The 17912-nt window shown below is 49.4% G+C and carries 19 protein-coding genes; 18 read left to right on the forward strand and 1 reads right to left on the reverse strand.

The window, feature by feature from the left end; genetic code table 11:
- Nucleotides 1-4 precede the first annotated feature (4 nt).
- Nucleotides 5-406 (reverse strand): IS200/IS605 family transposase, encoded by a 402-nt coding sequence (gene tnpA, locus LKE33_06150; GenBank protein ID MCH3950499.1) that lies wholly within the window; start codon nt 404-406, stop codon nt 5-7.
- 221 nt (nt 407-627) lie between these two features.
- Here tnpA and LKE33_06155 point away from each other — a divergent pair, with 221 nt between their 5' ends.
- From LKE33_06155 to LKE33_06240, 18 genes are all read left to right on the forward strand, one after another.
- Nucleotides 628-1239, forward strand: a complete 612-nt coding sequence (locus LKE33_06155) for a hypothetical protein (GenBank protein MCH3950500.1) — start codon at nt 628-630, stop codon at nt 1237-1239.
- A 196-nt stretch (nt 1240-1435) separates the two neighbouring features.
- A complete protein-coding gene (locus tag LKE33_06160; GenBank protein MCH3950501.1) occupies nt 1436-2446 on the forward strand; it encodes an undecaprenyl/decaprenyl-phosphate alpha-N-acetylglucosaminyl 1-phosphate transferase in 1011 nt (336 codons plus the stop codon).
- Nucleotides 2447-2472: 26 nt separating this feature from the next.
- Entirely contained in the window at nt 2473-3633 is a 1161-nt protein-coding gene (wecB, locus tag LKE33_06165; protein MCH3950502.1) for a UDP-N-acetylglucosamine 2-epimerase (non-hydrolyzing), read from the forward strand.
- A gap of 5 nt (nt 3634-3638) precedes the next feature.
- The gene (locus tag LKE33_06170; protein ID MCH3950503.1) at nt 3639-4058 is read left to right on the forward strand and encodes a hypothetical protein; all 420 of its coding nucleotides are present in this window, start codon (nt 3639-3641) and stop codon (nt 4056-4058) included.
- A gap of 27 nt (nt 4059-4085) precedes the next feature.
- A complete protein-coding gene (atpB, locus tag LKE33_06175; GenBank protein MCH3950504.1) occupies nt 4086-4784 on the forward strand; it encodes a F0F1 ATP synthase subunit A in 699 nt (232 codons plus the stop codon).
- 39 nt (nt 4785-4823) lie between these two features.
- Nucleotides 4824-5081, forward strand: coding sequence for an ATP synthase F0 subunit C (atpE, locus tag LKE33_06180; protein ID MCH3950505.1), 258 nt, complete (start codon nt 4824-4826; stop codon nt 5079-5081).
- 34 nt (nt 5082-5115) lie between these two features.
- Nucleotides 5116-5607, forward strand: a complete 492-nt coding sequence (gene atpF / locus LKE33_06185; protein ID MCH3950506.1) for a F0F1 ATP synthase subunit B — start codon at nt 5116-5118, stop codon at nt 5605-5607.
- 39 nt (nt 5608-5646) lie between these two features.
- The gene (gene atpA / locus LKE33_06190; GenBank protein MCH3950507.1) at nt 5647-7512 is read left to right on the forward strand and encodes a F0F1 ATP synthase subunit alpha; all 1866 of its coding nucleotides are present in this window, start codon (nt 5647-5649) and stop codon (nt 7510-7512) included.
- Nucleotides 7513-7516: 4 nt separating this feature from the next.
- Complete coding sequence (gene atpG, locus LKE33_06195) at nt 7517-8428, forward strand: ATP synthase F1 subunit gamma (GenBank protein ID MCH3950508.1); 912 nt, start codon at nt 7517-7519, stop codon at nt 8426-8428.
- Nucleotides 8429-8635: 207 nt separating this feature from the next.
- Complete coding sequence (atpD, locus tag LKE33_06200; GenBank protein MCH3950509.1) at nt 8636-10021, forward strand: F0F1 ATP synthase subunit beta; 1386 nt, start codon at nt 8636-8638, stop codon at nt 10019-10021.
- A gap of 1 nt (nt 10022) precedes the next feature.
- Entirely contained in the window at nt 10023-10460 is a 438-nt protein-coding gene (gene atpC / locus LKE33_06205; protein ID MCH3950510.1) for an ATP synthase F1 subunit epsilon, read from the forward strand.
- A 50-nt stretch (nt 10461-10510) separates the two neighbouring features.
- The gene (locus tag LKE33_06210) at nt 10511-10699 is read left to right on the forward strand and encodes a hypothetical protein (protein MCH3950511.1); all 189 of its coding nucleotides are present in this window, start codon (nt 10511-10513) and stop codon (nt 10697-10699) included.
- Nucleotides 10700-11056: 357 nt separating this feature from the next.
- A complete protein-coding gene (locus LKE33_06215; protein MCH3950512.1) occupies nt 11057-11488 on the forward strand; it encodes an MICOS complex subunit MIC60 in 432 nt (143 codons plus the stop codon).
- 23 nt (nt 11489-11511) lie between these two features.
- Nucleotides 11512-12771 carry a UDP-N-acetylglucosamine 1-carboxyvinyltransferase gene (gene murA, locus LKE33_06220; protein ID MCH3950513.1) on the forward strand — a complete coding sequence of 420 codons (1260 nt, stop codon included), beginning with the start codon at nt 11512-11514 and terminating at the stop codon, nt 12769-12771.
- 6 nt (nt 12772-12777) lie between these two features.
- Complete coding sequence (locus LKE33_06225) at nt 12778-13818, forward strand: rod shape-determining protein (GenBank protein MCH3950514.1); 1041 nt, start codon at nt 12778-12780, stop codon at nt 13816-13818.
- Between the two features lie 138 nt (nt 13819-13956).
- Entirely contained in the window at nt 13957-15363 is a 1407-nt protein-coding gene (locus LKE33_06230; GenBank protein ID MCH3950515.1) for a phosphodiester glycosidase family protein, read from the forward strand.
- Between the two features lie 232 nt (nt 15364-15595).
- A complete protein-coding gene (locus tag LKE33_06235; GenBank protein ID MCH3950516.1) occupies nt 15596-15898 on the forward strand; it encodes a biotin/lipoyl-binding protein in 303 nt (100 codons plus the stop codon).
- 82 nt (nt 15899-15980) lie between these two features.
- On the forward strand, nt 15981-17708 hold the full coding sequence (locus LKE33_06240; protein MCH3950517.1) for a hypothetical protein: 1728 nt from the start codon (nt 15981-15983) through the stop codon (nt 17706-17708).
- The last annotated feature ends 204 nt before the right edge of the window (nt 17709-17912 follow it).

Here is a 17912-nt window from a genome sequence, read left to right on the forward strand (position 1 = left end):
CTTTTCACCCCCTGGTTTTTTGAGTATCCACATAGCGTTTAATCGTTTCGCTGCTAACATTGCCGGCCGTCGAAACAAAATAGCTCCTGGTCCATAATGACGACATACCACTCAGTTGAGGAAATTCATCTCGAAGCCGATGAGAGGAAGCTCCTTTCACCTTCCTCATAATTTCGGCAGGGGATTGCTTCGGCCAGCACCTTAAAAACAAATACACATGGTCGATATGGCATTCCATGGCAAGGATTTCAATTTTGAGTTCCTCGCATATCTGCCGTGTCAGCTCCTTGAATCTCTCCTCGACATGAGGAATCAAGAATATCTTGCGGCGGTATTTGGGACAGAATACAAAATGATAGTTGATGAAAGATACTGTTGTTTTTGTCCTGAAATATTTATTTTCCATGATATTAATATAACACGTTAGTAGATAAAAGCAATTAAACATCTACGAGCATGCAAAATATCATTTCGTTTTTAGTGGACGAGTTTCATCCCATGGTTAAAACCAAGGACTTTCACTCGCTGGGGATTTGTAAATCTGTAAAATAGTAGTGAATTTTTTGCATGAAATATACTTTGATATGTTACACTTGATAGATAGAAAATAAAAGGGGAGGGAACTATATGCAAAAGGAACTTCCTTATTTTTCCATAGAAGGTGCATTTGGCGGCAGTCAGGCGTGGTTTATCAATGATAATTGGATGAAAATTGGCGGCTGTGCCGCCGTAACGGCCTGCGACTGCAGTATTTATTTCTCTTTATATAAGAATCGCCCTTTGGCATATCCTGGTGCCCGGAAAGAAATGACTCGCCGGGAGTATATTGCCCTGGGCATGAAAATGAAACCCTATCTTCGGCCTCGTTTCATGGGTATCGATCGCCTGGAAATCTATGAAGAAGGTTTTTCGCATTATTTGGAGGATCAGGGCGTAAGGGACATCGTTATCACAGGATTTGACGGCAGCCGTCCTTACGAAGATGCGCTTGCCGTCGTAAAAAAGCAGATTGATGCCGGGTGGCCGGTACCTGTGCTGACGCTTAAACACAGGGAACCTTCCTTTGCTAACCTTGTCTGGCATTGGTATCTGTTGACGGGCTACGACAATTTTGAAGACGTGTGCGCTGTCAAAGTGACGACCTATGGTACCTGGCGCTGGCTGGATCTGAAGGAACTATGGCATACCGGTCACCGGAGAAAAGGCGGATTAATTTTATTTACCGAAAAAGATTTCTGAGGGCATACGTTTTGAGTTAGGAGCAAGGGGATTCAGGTATGATTCTGTCAGTCAAAAATGGCTCGTCACTACTGATTATTTTTGTACACTTTTCTTTTGTATTTCTGGTTGAATTTACCCCCAATATGCTATAATGTAGTATATTGTGCAATAAAATAAAATATCTGCGCGGAAATTTCCGCAGAAGGGGATTTTTGTGAAACCATATCTTGTGGCTTTAGGGCTGTCCCTGCTCATCAGCTGGGCCCTGACGCCGGCCGTAAAAAGACTGGCGTTTCGGCTGGGAGCGGTAGACAGGCCGAATGCCCGTAAAGTACATCATAGAATTATGCCCCGCATGGGCGGTCTTGCTATTGTAATAGGATTTATGGCTGCTGCCCTGACCACGATGGAACTTACCAAGGATGTGATTGGTATTTTACTGGGAGGCTGCGCTATTGCCGCTGTCGGCATTGCAGACGATATGTTCCAGCTTTCGGCAAAGGTCAAGCTCGTGGGGCAGATCGTGGCAGCCTTGATACCGGTCTTGTTCGGCATACGGATTGAATGGCTGAACAATCCGTGGGGCGGCTATTTTTATTTAGATTATTTGTCGGTGCCTTTTACTATTTTCTGGATTGTCAGCTTTACTAACGTTGTCAACCTGATTGATGGGTTGGATGGGCTGGCAGCCGGTGTTTCTGTCATTGCTTCCGTTACCATTATTATGGTCGCCCTGCAGCAGGGACTGTACTCTGTGGCGATTATTACGGCTTCACTTGCCGGCGGAATTATCGGTTTTATCCGTTATAATTTCAATCCGGCTACCATTTTTATGGGAGATACGGGCAGTCTGTTCCTGGGTTATATGCTGGGAGCCATCTCTATTTTTGGTGCCGTCAAGAGTGCCGCGACGATTGCACTTCTGGTTCCGGCCATTGCCCTGGGACTTCCTATCATGGATACGGCTTTTGCCATTGTTCGTCGTTATAAAAATAACCGGCCGATTTTTCAGCCCGATAAAGGACATATTCATCACCGCCTGCTGGCCATGGGATTCAGCCAGCGCCAGGCCGTGATATTCATGTATTTGATCAGTGCCGGACTTTGCCTGACTGCCGTTTTGCTGACGGAAGTCGATGGCGTCTATGCCATCATTTTACTGGTCGTCCTGGTTGCTTTCATCTTTATTGGAGCTAAAAAAATTGGCATTTTGAAAGATCGTTGATAAATTTTAGAAACGGGGAGAAAAGTATGAGTAAACTCAAAGTCATGACAATTTTTGGGACGCGTCCTGAAGCCATCAAGATGTGCCCGCTTGTCCTGGAAATGAGAAAATTTCCGGAGTATTTGGAACCGATTGTAGCGGTTACTGCGCAGCATCGGGAAATGCTGGACCAGGTACTCAATCTTTTTGATATCAAGCCGGATTATGACCTGAATATCATGACGGCCGGCCAGACCCTGTATGATGTGACCTGCCGTGCCCTGATGGGACTTAAAGATGTATTGGAACAGGCCAAACCGGATATTGTTCTGGTTCATGGTGATACCACTACTACTTTTGTGGGAGCACTGGCTTCCTTCTATAAGCAGATTCCTGTCGGCCACGTGGAAGCAGGACTGCGTACGGGCAACAAATATTCTCCCTTCCCCGAGGAGATGAACCGGAAGCTGACTGCATCGCTTACGGATTTTCATTTTTCCCCGACTTCTACAGCCAAGGCCAATCTGTTAAGAGAAAATGTGCCGGAAGAAAATATTTATGTAACGGGCAATACGGTCATTGATGCCCTGCAGACAACGGTGAAAGAAAACTTTGACTTCCATAACCCGAAACTGGAAGCGGCCATTCGTTCCGACCATAAGCTGATCCTGATGACGACACACCGCCGTGAGAACCTGGGTGCCCCGATGCGCCACGTCTATCAGGCACTTAAGGAAGTATTGAAAGATAATCCGACGGTGGAAGCAATTTTCCCGATGCATAAGAATCCTAAGGTACGGGAAGTAGCTGAAGCGGTTCTTGGCAAGATGGATCGTGTTCATCTTCTGGAACCGATGGATTATGAACCGTTTGTCAATTTGATGGCCAGAGTCGATATTGTTCTGACGGATTCCGGCGGAATCCAGGAAGAAGCTCCGGCCCTGGGCAAACCGGTTCTGGTACTGAGAAATACGACGGAGCGCCCGGAGGCGGTCACGGCCGGTACTGTTAAATTGATAGGAACCGGCAAGGAAGATGTCTATGCCGCTACGTGTCGTCTCCTTAATGATGAAAAATATTATCGGGCTATGTCCGAAGCCGTGAACCCTTACGGCGACGGTAAAGCTTCCCGGAGGATTGTCAGTTATCTGCTGCATTCCCACGGATTCCCGGTGGAACAGATGCCCGAATTTAACGGCGGAAAATAAAGCGGATGAAAGCGCTTTTTACTGGTGGAAGGACGAAAGAAGACAGGGGTAAGTCAGGACTAAAATCTCAGCTGACCAGGCTTTTTAAGCGTCAGCTGATCGTTGCGGCCGTGGTCACAGTGGTGCTGGCAGCTGTCTTCCGGAGTCATCTTCTTACAATTGTACTTGCTGTAGGCGCCGGCGTATGTGATAATTTTCTGTTTCTCTCCGGCATTGACAGGGGAATGCAGCTGGTGCCGGCAAAATCGGCGGCTTATATGCGCTGGGTCATGGTAAAGCGTATTGCTATGCTGCTTGCTTTTACGCTGCTGGCTCTTTTTTTGAAGGCAGGGCCGGCGTATGTGTTAGTCACCTATCTTGTTTTTTATGTATGCCTGATTATCCATATGGCCGCATTGGGCATTCATGTGAAAAGTAAAAATTGAAGGGTAAAAATTGAAAGGAGTGATTGTATGGGTATTGCGGAAGCCGCAGGTTCCGAAATCATCCACTATGGAACTACCGAAGTCATGCCTGATGTAGTCGTCAACATGCAGACCATCTACATGTCCTGGCTGACGATGCTGATTGTTGCGGTTGTTGTCTTTGCTGCAACGCGCCGCGTCGAGCTGATTCCTCACGGGATTCAGAACTTTGTGGAAATGTTTATCGAATGGCTGGATAAACTGATGGATGCAAACCTGGGCATCGAAGGACGGCGTATGGCAACACCGTTTGTGATCACCTTGTTCTTATACATCTTTGTTGGTAATGAGCTCGGTATGCTGCCGTCTATTTTCGTGCATTTGTCTTCTCCGACAAATGACATCAACGTAGCCCTGGGACTTTCCATTACAGTGGCAGTTGCCGCCTACATTTTCGGCTGCATCAAACAGGGACCAAGATATTTTAAACATTTGATTTCCCCGTTTGCCCTGATGCTGCCGCTGAATATCCTGGAGGAACTGGCCAAGCCTCTGACCATGGCGCTGCGTCTTTTCGGTAATATTCTGGCCGGAGAAATCCTGCTCGGCGTGCTGTACCAACTGGTGCCGTTTGTAGTGCCGAATATCTGGATTGGTTTCAGCTTGATTATCGGATTCCTGCAGGCATTTATCTTCACGATGCTGACGATTATTGCCCTGGCTCCGATTTTCAAGACGAAATATTAATTTGAATCTACTCCTGTTGAGAGGAAAGGAAAAGAAAAAATGATTGACAACAATACTTTGATTATCATTGTTTCCATTATTGGCGCTGCCGCTATCGGCGTAGGCGCCTCCATTGCCGCAACCCGCGGTGACTCCAACGTAGCCCAGAAGGCTTTGGAATGCATGGCCCGTCAGCCTGAGCAGGCTGGTAACTTCCAGGTCAACATGCTGATTGCTATCGGCCTTGTTGAATCTATTCCTATCATTGCTTCCGTTATTGCCATTGTGCTGATTTTTGCAAACCCCTTTACAAAGTAAGGTTTCCGGAAGGGAAGGAAAGGAAGTGTAAGGCTTGGTAAGTATCAACTACACGTTAATTGCGCAGATTGTCAATTTCTTGATTCTTTTATGGATCCTGGCAAAATTTGCTTATAAACCGTTGCTGAAAGCGATGGATGACCGCCGTATGCGGATTGTCAAGGATATGGACAATGCCGAGAATGCCAGAAAAGATGCCGAAGCTTTGAAACAGCAGTATGTCGATAAGATGAAAGACGCCAAGAAAGAGGCTAATGCAATCATTGCCAAGGCAAATGCCCAGGCTCAGCAGATTCATGACGAAATGCTGGCTCAGGCCCAGAAAGAACGGGAAGAAATTTTAAACTCCGGACGTGACCGCGTGGAAGCGGAAAGAAAGAAAGCGCTTCTGGATGTGCGTGAACAAGTCATTGCTCTCAGTACGGAAATTGCCGGGCGCGTGCTGGAACAGAAACTGACCAGTCAGGCCGATCAAGATTTAGTGGCCCGCGTGACGGATAAAACTCTGGCGGAGAAAAATAAATAAGGGCTTTTGACAGCTCTTTGGAGGCAGTTGGATAAACAAATGGAAACGACGGATAGAAGAGAACTCTGGAAACAGATCCTGGAGCGTCTGCATATAACGGATGATGACCGGAAGCTGTTTCCTGCGGGACCTGATTTGCCTGTGTCCATTACGACGGCCAGACCGCTTGAAGAAGGAGAGGAAAGTCTCCTGCTGAGCCTTTTGAACGAAAAATTCGGCAAAAAGGTTGTTGTCACAAAGCAGGAAGTGGATGCTTCTCTCGTTGGCGGTATTATTGTCCGCTATGGAGATCATGTTTTTGACGCCTCGATGAAGCGTCAGCTGGAAAAAATGGACCAACTGATGCAGCAGATTCATCTGGATGCCGGGAACACCGCAGGAACTGAAGGCCTCACTGAAGCTCTTACCAAAGGGCTCCAGCAATATGATAATCATGTAAATCTGGAAGAAATCGGTGTCGTTCGTACCGTCGGTGACGGTATCTGTACCGCAACGGGTCTCGGCGGCGCTATGTCGGGAGAACTTGTCGCCCTTCGTGACGGTGTCTACGGTATGGTGCAGAACCTGTGGCCTGAAGAAGTGGGTATCGTACTTTTGGGCGGTGCCGATAAGATTAAAGAAGGCGACATCGTCCGGCGCACGGACAGAGTTATGAGTATCCCTGTTGGCGAGGAAATGCTGGGACGAATTGTCGATCCTTTGGGCAAACCTCTGGATGGCCGCGGTGCAATTAAAGCCACTGAATACAGACCGATTGAACATCAGGCTCCGGGCATTGCCGCACGTGAACCTGTAAAGGTGCCGCTGCAGACCGGTATCAAAGCTGTTGATGCCCTGGTTCCTATCGGGCGGGGCCAGCGTGAATTGATTATCGGCGACAGAGGTACCGGTAAAACGGCTATTGCCGTGGATACCATCCTCAATCAGAAAGATCAAAATGTAATTTGTATTTATGTTGCCATCGGGCAAAAGGCTTCTTCCGTAGCCCGGCTGGCACGTACCTTTGAAAAGTATGGAGCTGCTTCATACACGATTGTCATCGCTGCGACGGCAGCCGATACGGCTCCTATGCAGTATCTGGCACCGTATGCCGGTGCTGCTGTGGGAGAATTTTTCATGGATCAGGGCAAGGATGTCCTGATCGTGTATGATGATTTGAGCAAACATGCCGTGGCCTATCGTGCCATGAGCCTGCTGCTGCGCCGTCCGCCCGGACGTGAAGCGTATCCTGGCGACGTGTTCTACCTGCATTCCCGTCTGTTGGAACGGGCCTGCCGGAGAAATAAGGCACACGGCGGCGGGTCCATGACGGCATTGCCGATTATTGAGACTCAGGCCGGCGACGTCAGCGGATACATTCCGACAAACGTAATTTCCATTACGGACGGCCAGATTTATCTGGAAACGGATCTCTTTAACTCTGGTGTACGGCCTGCTATCAATGCCGGACTTTCCGTATCCCGTGTCGGCGGTTCTGCCCAGACCAAGGCTATGAAGTCCGTGGCAGGCACGCTGCGTCTGACCCTGGCTCAGTACCGTGAACTGGCAGCCTTTGCCCAGTTTGGATCTGACCTCGACAAAATGACGAAGATGCAGCTCGATCGCGGCGCCCGCGTGACGGAAATGCTTAAACAGCCGCAGTATCAGCCGCTTTCCATGGAGGAACAGGTCATCAGCCTCTATGCTGTGACCAATGGATTCCTGGATGCGTTCCCGCAGGAAGACGTGACGCGCTATGAAAAGGAAATGCTGAATTACATCAATGCTCATTACGGAGCTATTCCTGTGGCAATTAAGCGGGATGGAAAGCTGACGGATGAAACCAAGGCTTCCCTTGAAGAAGCTTTGAACGAATTCTCCAAGCTGTTTGAACCGACCGATACGGACGAGTTGAAGAAGGGATAAACAAATGGCAAACACGAGTGGAATTCGGGCCCACATGAAAAGTGTAGGCAGTATTGGGAAAATTACCGGAGCTATGCAGATGGTTGCTTCCGCAAGAATGCACCAGGCAGAACAGCGCGCCAATGCCAGTCTGCCTTTTGCCGTTAAACTGAAGGAACTGCTGCAGGAAGCAATCAGTGACCCTTCCGTACTGGCCCACTTGGATCCGGTTAAAAACCCGCTGCTTGAACAGCGTCCTGTCTACAAGACGGCGTATATTGTGATTGGTTCTGACAAGGGACTTGCCGGAGCTTACAACAGCAATGTGGTGAAACATACGGCAATCGAACTGAGAGGCCGGGAGAATTCTCCCCTCATTGCTGTCGGGAAGCAGATGCGTATCGGCCTGGAACATCGCGCATTCAATGTAGTTCGGACGTGGAATGGTTTTTCCGAAAAGCCGACTTTCGAGGCGGCAGAGGAAGTGGCCGATTACGTTTCGAGTATGTACATTCATCATGAAGTGGATGAAGTCGATATTATTTATACGTATTTTAAATCCCCGATGGTGCAGATTCCGCGCACGGTGACGCTCCTTCCCATCAAAGCAAAATTCGGCGAAGAAGATGAGGAAGAAAGAGCACAGATGGTGTGGGATACCAAGGACAGTACGGACTTTACGACCATTATCTATGAACCGGCTGCGGGGGAAATGCTTCCTTACCTGGCTCAATATTATCTGCGGAGCCAGATTTTTACCGCGTTCATCCAGAGTGCTGCCAGTGAACTGGCGGCCCGTATGACGGCCATGACTACGGCTACGGATAACGCAAATACGCTTTTGGGCAAGCTGCGCATTCATTATCAGAAAGTGCGGCAGTCCAGTATCACAACAGAAATCAATGAAATTGTAGGCGGTGCTGAGGCGCTGAAGTAAGCAATCGATGAGCAAGCTGCTGTCCTGTTTTTTTCTTCGGGAGCTGAGCAGGACGTAAATGCCGAATCAGTTGGGAGCAGCAAAGCATCGGTTCTGTAAGAGGAGGCACACACAGTGTCTGATTTGGACGAAAAGAGAAAAATTGACGAGGTGGTAGCGAACCTCTCGGCGAGAAAGCAAGGTCATATAGGGAAAATCGTGCAGGTCATGGGGCCTGTCGTCGATATCCGGTTCCCTGATAAACACCTGCCCGCTATTTATAATGCTATAAAGATTGACGCTATGGCCACCCCTCAGATCCATATCCATCTGACGACGGAAGTCGTACAGCATATTGGGGACGATGTTGTTCGCACCGTATCCATGAGCTCTACGGATGGTTTGGTTCGCGGCATGGAAGCCTTTGATACGGGCAAACCGATTAAGGTGCCCGTAGGCAAGGGCTGCCTGGGCCGTGTGTTTAATGTGCTGGGTGAGACTGTGGACGATGATCCGACGCCGGTTGACGCGGAGGATTATTGGCCGATTCACCGTCCTGCTCCGTCACTTGCGGAGCAGTCGACGGAAACGAAAATCATGGAAACCGGCATTAAAGTCGTTGACCTGATTGCCCCGTATGCACTGGGCGGTAAGATTGGCTTGTTCGGCGGTGCCGGTGTCGGTAAGACCGTGCTGATTATGGAATTGATCCATAACGTGGCCACGAACCACGGCGGTTATTCCGTATTTACCGGTGTCGGTGAAAGAACCCGTGAAGGGAATGACCTTTGGGGCGAAATGAAAGAATCCGGCGTTATCGATAAGACCGCCCTGGTTTACGGCCAGATGAATGAACCGCCGGGAGCTCGTATGCGCGTCGGCCTGACGGGCCTTACGATGGCAGAGTACTTCCGTGATGTCGGAGGGCAGGATGTACTGCTCTTTATCGATAATATCTTCCGGTTCATCCAGGCCGGTTCTGAAGTGTCCGCCCTTCTGGGGCGTATGCCTTCGGCCGTAGGGTATCAGCCGACACTGGCTAATGAACTGGGCGCGTTGGAAGAGCGTATCACGTCGACGAAGAATGGATCCATCACTTCTGTTCAGGCCGTTTACGTACCGGCCGATGACTTGACGGACCCGGCGCCGGCAGCTACTTTCTCGCACCTTGACGCAACCACGGTACTTTCCCGTGAAATCGTGGAACTTGGTATTTATCCGGCTGTAGATCCTCTTGCTTCGACAAGCCGTATCCTTGATCCTCTGATCATCGGGGAAGAACATTATAAAGTGGCGCGGGGCGTACAGGAAATTTTACAGCGGTACAAGGAACTGCAGGACATCATTGCCATTCTGGGCATGGAAGAACTGGGTGAACAGGATAAAATCATAGTTTCCCGTGCTCGTAAAGTACAGCGCTTCCTGAGTCAGCCATTCTTTGTAGCAGAACAATTTACGGGCCAGTCCGGTAAATATGTGCCGCTTTCCGAAACCATCCGCGGTTTCAGGGAAATTCTTGAAGGGAAGCATGATGACTTGCCTGAAAGTGCTTTCTTTATGGTAGGAACCATTGATGAAGCCGTAGAAAAGGGCAAGAAATTGAAAGGCGAATGATATGGCAAAACTAATGAGTCTTGAAGTGCTGACTCCGGATCGTTATTTGGTACAGCGTAAAGATATTTCCTATGTGTTGCTGAATACGGTAACCGGGGGTGTCGGTATCCTGGCCAATCATGGTCCGATGGTTGCGGTACTGAGTGAAGGCACATTAAAGTTGCAGGATAAGGATAACCATGTTATTCTAGTATACGTAGAAGGTGGATTCGCGGAAGTGAAGGATAACAAGGTCGTTATCCTGACCCCGAGAGCCCAGAAGGCGGAGAATATCGACGTTGCAAAATATGAGGGCATCCGGGACGAAGCTCTGCGGAGACTGGAGCATCCTGATGCATTGACGGATATTGAACATACGGAAAAGGTGTTGAGGCGGGCGCAGGCCAGGCTGAAGACGGCTTCACTGTTGAACAAAGTGGAACCGTTCCAGATTCCCTGAGATGAGGGAAAGAGCCGGGTGGCATGGGCTCGAAAAGGGGGACAGCCGCCATGGATTTCATCAGCAAAATGGCTGTCAGTAAGATGGGACAGCTGCGAGCTGAACTTGTAGAGCTCAACGAGCGGCTGCTCGTTGCAACGACAGAAGAACAAAAAAGAACGCTTAAAAAGACGATTCAGGAAAAGGAAACCTATTACAATATTCTTGCGGATCGAATTCGGGTTCATTCGTCATTTTGAGCCAAAGTGACCACAATAGAGGAGCTGTGGGGAAATGGATATCATTTCCCCGCAGCTCTTTCTTTACATAGGCAAACCGACACAGGAGGTTTGCTATTCTTCTATAACCTCCTTTCACGCTACGCAGTGGCGTCGAAAGGGACCACGAAGTGGTGGAGGATAGCCGGGAACTAGGGCAAACTGACGCAGGAGTGCGGAAAAGCTGCCAGCGGCGGCGCAGACCGAGGGACGCGGCCTGCCACAGCCATCTTTTTCACCTTATTTTCAAGCACTCCCAACTATGGTATAATTATCAAGATATAGCTAAAAGCAATAAAGAAATACCCGTAAACTTTGGGGGAGAGGGGGCCGTCCAGGTTGCAAGGGTTTTTAAGTGTTGCCGTGCTGTGTGTACTTGTCGCGTTTGTGATTCATGATACGAAGAAAATTGGAATCCGGCATCGAAACTTCTGGATTGTTTCGACCGCGTTGTTTTTTCCGACGATTTTCTTGTATTTGATCCGCCGTTATCAGTTTATTCACCAGGGACCGCTTTCTAAGCGGCAGATTCGTGAAATCCTGAAGAGGAAAAGGTCAAGAATTCGGCGGGAGAGGGCTGAAAATCAGCGGCGTACCTGGGAAAAGCAGCAGCACGCAAAGAAAAAAGAAAATCCGCAGGCTTATCTGGAAGAAAAAGAAAAAATCCGTCGTTCACGGGAAGAGATGCGTCAGAAGTTGGATGCTGAGCTTCAGAGCCAACAGCAGCGTCATCAAAAACGGATAGGCCTGACAAATGAAAAACGTAAATGAGCAGTGAAAGGTGTGGAAATAGCGTGGAAAAACTGATCGTAAAGGGAGGGCATCGCCTCAAGGGGACGGTGCGGGTAAGCGGCGCTAAAAACGCAGTGCTGCCGATTATTGCAGCCTCCGTGCTTGGAACCGAGGGCAGCAAGATTAACGAAGTTCCCGAATTGGATGATGTAAGCACGATCTGTAAAGTGTTGGAATGTCTGGGGTTGAAAGTAGATCGCTCCGAACCCCATGTCCTTAAAATCGATAGTCATAATGTAACGGGGTGGGAAGCTCCTTATGATCTTGTAAGCACCATGCGTGCTTCTTTTTTGGTAATGGGTTCCCTTCTTGCCCGCGTGGGCAGAGCGAAAATTTCGCTTCCCGGCGGCTGCGCCATCGGGACGCGTCCGATTGATATCCACTTGAAAGGTTTTGAAGCCCTGGGTGCCAAAATAAAACAAGAGTATGGCAGTGTGGAAGCATCAGCTCCGCATGGTCTCACCGGCACGACCATCTATCTTGATTTCCCGAGCGTAGGTGCGACGGAAAACCTTATGATGGCAGCTTCGATGGCAAAGGGTACAACGATTATTGAAAATGCGGCACAGGAGCCGGAAATTGTCGACCTGGCCAACTACATCAATGTCATGGGCGGCAAGGTCAGAGGTGCCGGTACAACGGCCATCCGCATCGATGGCGTGGAAAGTATGAAGGGCGGAGAACATACCGTTATTCCCGACCGGATTGAAGCCGGAACCTTTATGGTTGCCGGTGCCATGACGCAGGGGGATATCGTCGTTGAAAATGTTCTCTGCGAACACTTGAAACCGCTGATTGCCAAGCTGCGCGAAGCAGGCTGCACCGTAGAGGAAGGCATTGATGATGTTCATGTGATCGGGCCGCGTGAACTGAAACCGATTATTATCAAGACGATGCCGTATCCTGGCTTCCCGACAGATATGCAGGCCCAGGTCATGGCGATGATGTGCATTGCCAAGGGACAGAGTTCCGTATTGGAAACGGTTTTTGAAAATCGCTTCATGCATGTGGATGAGCTGCTCCGTATGGGTGCAAATATCAAGACGAGCGGCGGTCGTGCGGCTTTGATTGAAGGTGTACCTAAACTGTATGGCTGTCAGGTTCGGGCCACGGACCTGCGGGCCGGTGCGGCGATGGTGCTTGCCGGACTCGTGGCTGACGGAACCACTGAAATTACGGATATTTATCATATTGACCGTGGTTATGAAAACCTTGTCAGTAAGTTTACAAAGCTGGGCGCCGATATCCAGCGTGTAGGGTAAGCAGGTATGAAACTTTTTGAAAATGGCTTTTTAAGTCAGCTGTTCACGAATGTGGACGTGGGAATTGACTTGGGAACGGCTAACTTGCTTCTTTTTCTCAAAGAAAAAGGAATCGTATTCAATGAACCTTCTGTCGTAGCAATCGATAAAAGTAACGGTAAGGTTGTGGCAGTCGGACGCAAGGCTCATGAGATGCTTGGCAAGACACCGGATAACATTAAAGTGATTCATCCGCTCTCCGGCGGGGTAGTCGCCGATTATGAAGCTACACAGGGAATGCTGAGCAGTGTGCTGACAAAAATTGTCGGGCGCAATCTGTTCTTCAAGCCGCGGGTGATGGTCTGTGTGCCGACGGGGATTACCAATGTAGAACGCCGGGCCGTCAAAGAGGCCTGCATCCAGGCCGGGGCCGCAAAGGCGTTTCTTATCGAAGAACCGCTGGCTGCTGCCATCGGGGCAGGCATTGATGTCCAGGAACCGATGGGCCATATGGTCGTCAATATCGGTGGGGGCACGACGGATGCTGCCGTGATCAGTTTGGGCAGTATTGTTGCTTCCAGTGCCCTTCGGATAGGCGGAAGCCGGTTTGATGAAGCAATCGTACGCTATATGAAAAAAGACCTGAATATCCAGGTCGGGGAAGATATGGCGGAAGATATCAAGAAAAGGATTGGCACGGTAAGCCGTCTGGGGCGGCATGGTGATATGGCGATCCGAGGACGTGATATGATTACGGGCCTTCCGACGACGTTGCGGATGACGAGCCGGGATACCATGCGGGCTATGACTGAGCCGGTCGGTATGATTTTGGGGTGTATCCAGTCCGTCTTTGAAAAAACGCCTCCGCAGCTGGCTGCGGACATCCTGGAAACCGGGATTATCCTGACCGGAGGAGGGGCTCTTCTGGAAGGACTGGCCGATGTCATCCAATCGGATATGCATGTGCGGACCAAGGTGGCCGAAAATCCTCTCGAATGTGTAGTCAGAGGGGCAGGACAGGCGCTGGACAATCCGCTCGTCATGGAAATGCTCTTGGAAGAAAACTAAAAAATTACGGGGACGCGCTCTAAGGAACCAATGCTGAGGCAGCTTGGATTTGCGCGAGATGCGTGAAGACAAGTCGCCGGAAGATTTTCACGATTGGCTCTTCGACGTGCGTCCTTTTTATGTGTAGGAGTGAGAAAATTGCAGTTGCGAGTGCAAAAATGGCTGAATCGGGCGATTTTGACAGCCGTTTTGTGCGGATTGCCTTTTACTTCCGTACAAGCTGCTAAAATCAGTCAGATGCGCGGCGGTGTCAAAGATACGCGCGCCCGTATCGTCATGAATATCGATGAGCCGATTACATATAAGGCTGAAACTTCAGGAAAAAAATTAACGGTATTGTTTAATGGCAGCACGGATCGTACGCGCACCGTACGGCTGCGGGACAAACGGATTCGTCAAGCTGTGCTGGAGCCTGCAGGGAAGAAGAGCCGCCTGGTGATCACATTTCGGGTTCCTGTACCGGAATATAAAATTTTTCTGCTGAAGAAGCCACATAGAATTGTCATCGATTTTCCGAAATCAGGCAGTCAGTCCACTTCGGCTGGAAACGCTGTTCTCAAGGGAGTCTATTATAAAGAGGATTCTGTCAACATGGGAGCCGGTAATGTCAACACCTATGTCCTTACTGTCACGCCAAAGAGCGCATACCGTCTGGATTTTATTCCCGGATATGGGCATACCATCCAAAAGGGTACTCTGACCAGGATTGCCCGCCGTTCCGGGGCCAAGGCCCTAATCAACGCATCCTATTTTGATAGTGATATCTGGGTCGTCGGCAATCTCAAAATCAAGAATAAATGGCTGGGAATGGAATCCACTCCGAGAACGGGACTTGTAATTCGCAAGAACGGAACGGTTACGATTCTTCCGAAACTTGCTTTTTCAGGGACTGTGACCCGGAAAGACGGTCAGTCCATGGAAATCAACGGACTTAACCGGATGCGGCTGGAAAATGAACTCATCTATTTTAATAACGGATATGATGATTCCACTGATACAAATCAGTACGGAACCGAAGTGGCAGTCCGTAATGGCAAAGCCATCAACAAGGGCAAAGGGAATATGAAGATGTTCTGGAACATGGTGGTACTTTCCGGCAACGGACCGGCGGCTTCCTTCTTAAATGGTATCAATATCAATGATCCCGTAAAGATTGTTACGACGCTGGGCAATGCTGAGGCAGATGCCGCACCTTCTGTCGGGACGGCAGGCCCGATGCTGGTCTATGACGGGGCCGTTCATGTCACAAGCGCAGAGGAAGAAATCGCATCTGATATTGCCTATGGAAGAGCACCGCGCACAGGAGTCGGTGTGAAACGCGACGGGACAGTTCTTCTCGTGGTAGCAGATGGCCGCTCGAGTTCGAGTGCCGGTATGACGTTAAATGAATTTGCACGTTATTTCGTAAGACTTGGGGCTGATCGGGCAATGAACTTTGACGGCGGAGGATCCAGTGAAATGGTCGTGAAAGGCATCGTCATGAATTCTCCTTCCGACGGCAAAGAAAGACCGGTGCGGGTCGCACTGGGCTTATTGCCAAAATAAAAGACGCAGGTCGCCGGCCGCTCATTCTGCAGCCCGCCTGTGGAAGCAAAATTGCTGACGCAATTTTACATCGACCATTTGATTGTGCAAGCCGGTTAAAAATATCATCACGACTGTACTAACTTCTAACCACTCACCACTAATCACTCTGACTGTTTTTTGCCGCTTGCATCACGTGCAAGCTTCGATATATAATAAACTAATAGGGAAATCATGGAGGAGGGAAATGACCATGATGGAGAGAATTAGAAAATATCATAAAAAAATTTGGGCGGGAGCCCTTTTAATTGCAGCCTTGGCGGTGGGAATTTGTTCGGCAGCCGGCAAAGCTCAGACAAGCAGTCTGTCCGGACAAGTTGTGTCAGTTGTTTCCGTGGGTACGACAGTATCTGAAGGAACTGTGCTCGTCTCCGTTAAGACACTGGCAGGCAGTGCTCCGGCCGCTCGTGCCAACTGCAGCGGTAAAGTTGTTTCCGTAAAGGTAACACCGGGCAGCCAGGTACAGGCTGGTCAAGTCGTAGCGGAAATTCAGTAAGTTGAAGGTAAAAAAGGGCTGCAGCAGAGCTAATTTGTTGCAGCTCTTTGTATGTTGTAAGGAATAACAGGAGGACAAGAACGTGCGTTACTGGAAAAGGATCCTCATTATGGCCGCCGCACTTGTTATGCTTGCTATGGCAGTATGCTCTGCGGCGATTCCGACGATTGCCGTAGAGGAATTGCAGGCCGGTATGAAAGGATACGGCAAAACTGTTTTTAAGGGGAACACCATTGAGACCTTTGATGTCGAAGTGTTGGGCGTGACCGGGTCGGAAACGGGCGGCTACAATATACTGATCAAGGCATCGGGAGACAATCTCGAAAAAAATGGCGGTATTTCCCAGGGCATGAGCGGCAGCCCCGTCTTTATCGATGGAAGGCTTGCCGGGGCCGTAGCTTATGGGCAGGCTTTTTCCGATCCTAACTATTGCTTTTTGACACCGATCAATGAAATGCTGAAGATGCTTGATGAAACAGATCCGCGCCCTTCCGTATTTCTGCCAAAGAGTACGCCGCTGATGGTCAGCGGGTTTTCGGCGGATGGTCTGGCCCATCTGAACGAGCGTCTGGCCCCGTTTGGTCTGACGTCATATGCGGTACCGACGGGTACCCAGAACCTGGACCAGACAACACTGGAACCGGGCAGCTCCGTCGGTGTTTCGCTGGTGCGCGGGGATATGACAATCGGTGCCATCGGAACCGTGACATGGACCGATGATGAAGGTCATGTCCTGGCGTTCGGGCATCCGTTCCTGCAGCATGGTACGTCCGACTATTTTATGACAAATGCCTGGATTTACGCGGCAGTCCCGAATATTCAGAGTGCATTCAAAGTAGGCTCCCTGGGAGCTACGATTGGCAGAATCTGTGAAGATCGGCTGACCGGTGTGGCCGGTATCGAGGGCGAAAATGCTAAAATCATCCCCATGTACGTTTCGGCTACGGATAATGACCGGGGCATTCATAAATCGACCAATGTGCAGCTTGTGACGGATGAAGATCTGGTGCCGACCCTTGTGGACGGCGTCGCTTATAATGCCGTCAGCATTGCTAAGGACAGAAAGGGAGGCGGCACCAGCCGCGTCCGCTTTACAGTCACTGCACAGGGCGAAAAGCAGGGGCCAATCCGTCTGCGCCGTGAAAACATGTTCTACAGCAGCAAGGATATCGGCAAAGTAACGAATTCGGAATTGAATCTGGCCATGGATATGCTGATGAATAATCGGTTTGATACGGTCAAAATTTTTGATATCAATGTCGATGTGGAAACCTCTTCCAATTGTCAGGTTGCCGAACTGGTCGGTGCTTCTATTCCGCGAAAAGCGGTAGTACAGGGCGGTGATCTGCCAATCAAGCTGACTTTCAAGCCCTATCGTTCAGACGAGATTACGCGCATCATTCACTTTAAAGTGCCGGATAAACAACCGCCCGGAAAGATGCGTCTCATTGTCCGCAGCGGCAATGCGACCAAGTGGATTCAGAGTGCGATTTCCAAGCAGAATAAGGGATCCGGCTCGGATAACGGGGGAAATTCGGATCTGCAGGATGAAGAAGAAAGTATGAGTACGGGTTCCCAAAAAGAACTCAAGGATTTTCTTGACGATTTCAATGCGATGGACGCCAACAACGAAATTGTTGTGGATTTGGCCCAGGATATTGACTCAATGTCAAGGGATGGTCTCAATTCAAAGAGCCTTGCAGCCGGTCTTTCTTCTCTTTTGAAGGGCAGTGCCAACAAACAAAAATATACGATGGACTTTATCATTTCCGGTGAAACCAGTATCACGGCAAATGTAAAAGCAAAGTAAATAAAAATGAGCTATGAAACAACGAATAATTGTTGTCTCATAGCTCATTTTTCGCATTCCGTCGTCCTCCGTCCGCATCCCTCTGCCGAAGGCCAACGAACTGCCAGATGCAATTTATCTCAAGAATTCCGTTAAGAAAAATGCCCGCACTAGCGTACTAACCACCACTCACTAACCACCAACCACTCTTGGCTGTTGGCCGGC

The organism is Acidaminococcus sp. (assembly GCA_022482815.1).
Classification (GTDB): Bacteria; Bacillota; Negativicutes; order Acidaminococcales; family Acidaminococcaceae; genus Acidaminococcus.

Excerpts from the sequence above, each read along its gene's own strand:
- tnpA (MCH3950499.1), bottom strand. The coding sequence starts at position 406 with ATGGAAAATAAATATTTCAGGACAAAAACAACAGTATCTTTCATCAAC.
- LKE33_06155 (MCH3950500.1), top strand. The coding sequence starts at position 628 with ATGCAAAAGGAACTTCCTTATTTTTCCATAGAAGGTGCATTTGGCGGC.
- wecB (MCH3950502.1), top strand. The coding sequence starts at position 2,473 with ATGAGTAAACTCAAAGTCATGACAATTTTTGGGACGCGTCCTGAAGCC.
- LKE33_06170 (MCH3950503.1), top strand. The coding sequence starts at position 3,639 with ATGAAAGCGCTTTTTACTGGTGGAAGGACGAAAGAAGACAGGGGTAAG.
- atpB (MCH3950504.1), top strand. The coding sequence starts at position 4,086 with ATGGGTATTGCGGAAGCCGCAGGTTCCGAAATCATCCACTATGGAACT.
- atpE (MCH3950505.1), top strand. The coding sequence starts at position 4,824 with ATGATTGACAACAATACTTTGATTATCATTGTTTCCATTATTGGCGCT.
- atpA (MCH3950507.1), top strand. The coding sequence starts at position 5,647 with ATGGAAACGACGGATAGAAGAGAACTCTGGAAACAGATCCTGGAGCGT.
- atpG (MCH3950508.1), top strand. The coding sequence starts at position 7,517 with ATGGCAAACACGAGTGGAATTCGGGCCCACATGAAAAGTGTAGGCAGT.
- atpD (MCH3950509.1), top strand. The coding sequence starts at position 8,636 with ATGGGGCCTGTCGTCGATATCCGGTTCCCTGATAAACACCTGCCCGCT.
- atpC (MCH3950510.1), top strand. The coding sequence starts at position 10,023 with ATGGCAAAACTAATGAGTCTTGAAGTGCTGACTCCGGATCGTTATTTG.
- LKE33_06210 (MCH3950511.1), top strand. The coding sequence starts at position 10,511 with ATGGATTTCATCAGCAAAATGGCTGTCAGTAAGATGGGACAGCTGCGA.
- LKE33_06225 (MCH3950514.1), top strand. The coding sequence starts at position 12,778 with ATGAAACTTTTTGAAAATGGCTTTTTAAGTCAGCTGTTCACGAATGTG.
- LKE33_06235 (MCH3950516.1), top strand. The coding sequence starts at position 15,596 with ATGATGGAGAGAATTAGAAAATATCATAAAAAAATTTGGGCGGGAGCC.